The sequence below is a fragment of the Streptomyces sp. NTD91 genome (assembly GCF_059510455.1).
Genome location: NZ_JCAJZW010000129.1, coordinates 1 through 1169 on the forward strand (window position 1 = coordinate 1; position 1169 = coordinate 1169).

The following is a 1169-nucleotide window of genomic DNA, read 5'->3' on the forward strand; positions in this document are numbered from 1 at the left end:
TGCCCAACAGCGAGCCGAAGCTGCGGGCCGTCTTCGACAAACTGACCGCGAAGTTCGGCACCGTCCTGGTGATTGTGGACCAGCCCGCCTCCATCGGCGCTCTGCCACTGACCGTGGCCCGGGACGCGGGCTGCAAGGTCGCCTACCTGCCCGGACTCGCGATGCGCCGGATCGCCGACCTCTACCCGGGCGAGGCCAAGACCGACGCCAAGGACGCGGCCGTGATCGCGGATGCGGCCCGCACCATGCCGCACACCCTGCGCTCGCTGGAACTGACCGACGAGATCACCGCCGAGCTCACCGTCCTCGTCGGCTTCGACCAGGACCTCGCCGCCGAGGCCACCCGCACCTCCAACCGGATACGCGGCCTGCTCACCCAGTTCCACCCGTCGCTGGAACGCGTCCTGGGCCCCCGCCTCGACCACCAGGCCGTCACCTGGCTCCTGGAGCGCTACGGCTCCCCGGCCGCCCTGCGCAAAGCCGGCCGCCGCAGACTCGCCGAGCTGATCCGGCCCAAGGCCCCGCGCATGGCCCAGCGGCTGATCGACGACGTCTTCGACGCCCTCGACGAACAGACCGTCGTCGTGCCGGGCACCGGCACCCTCGACATCGTCATTCCCTCTCTGGCCGCCTCCCTGGCCGCCGTCCACACCCAGCGCCGGGCGATGGAAGCCCAGATCAACACGCTGCTGGAGGCCCACCCTCTTTCCCCGGTCCTGACGTCGATGCCCGGCGTCGGCGTCAGGACCGCCGCCGTCCTGCTGGTCACCGTCGGCGACGGCACCGGCTTCCCCACCGCCGCCCACCTCGCCTCCTACGCCGGCCTCGCCCCGACCACGAAGCAGTCGGGCACCTCGATCCACGGCGAACACGCACCCCGAGGCGGAAACCGGCAGCTCAAACGCGCCATGTTCCTGTCCGCCTTCGCCTGCATGAACGCCGACCCCGCCTCCCGCACCTACTACGACCGACAACGCGCCCGCGGCAAGACCCACACCCAGGCCCTCCTCCGCCTGGCCCGTCAACGCATCAGCGTCCTGTTCGCCATGCTCCGAGACGGCACCTTCTACGAATCCCGCACGCCCGCGGACGTCGAGCTCGCCGCATGACCCCAGCAAGCCAAACCATCCCAAAACCAACCTGGGCGCCTTGACGAAGAACATAGAGGC

Annotated in this window: 1 protein-coding gene; it reads left to right on the forward strand. The window is 70.3% G+C overall.

Annotation, left to right across the window (positions count from 1 at the left end):
- Nucleotides 1-1109: IS110 family RNA-guided transposase (locus AC5WRT_RS38875; protein WP_496101096.1), on the forward strand; the 1109-nt coding region annotated here is incomplete at its 5' end.
- Nucleotides 1110-1169: the final 60 nt, after the last annotated feature.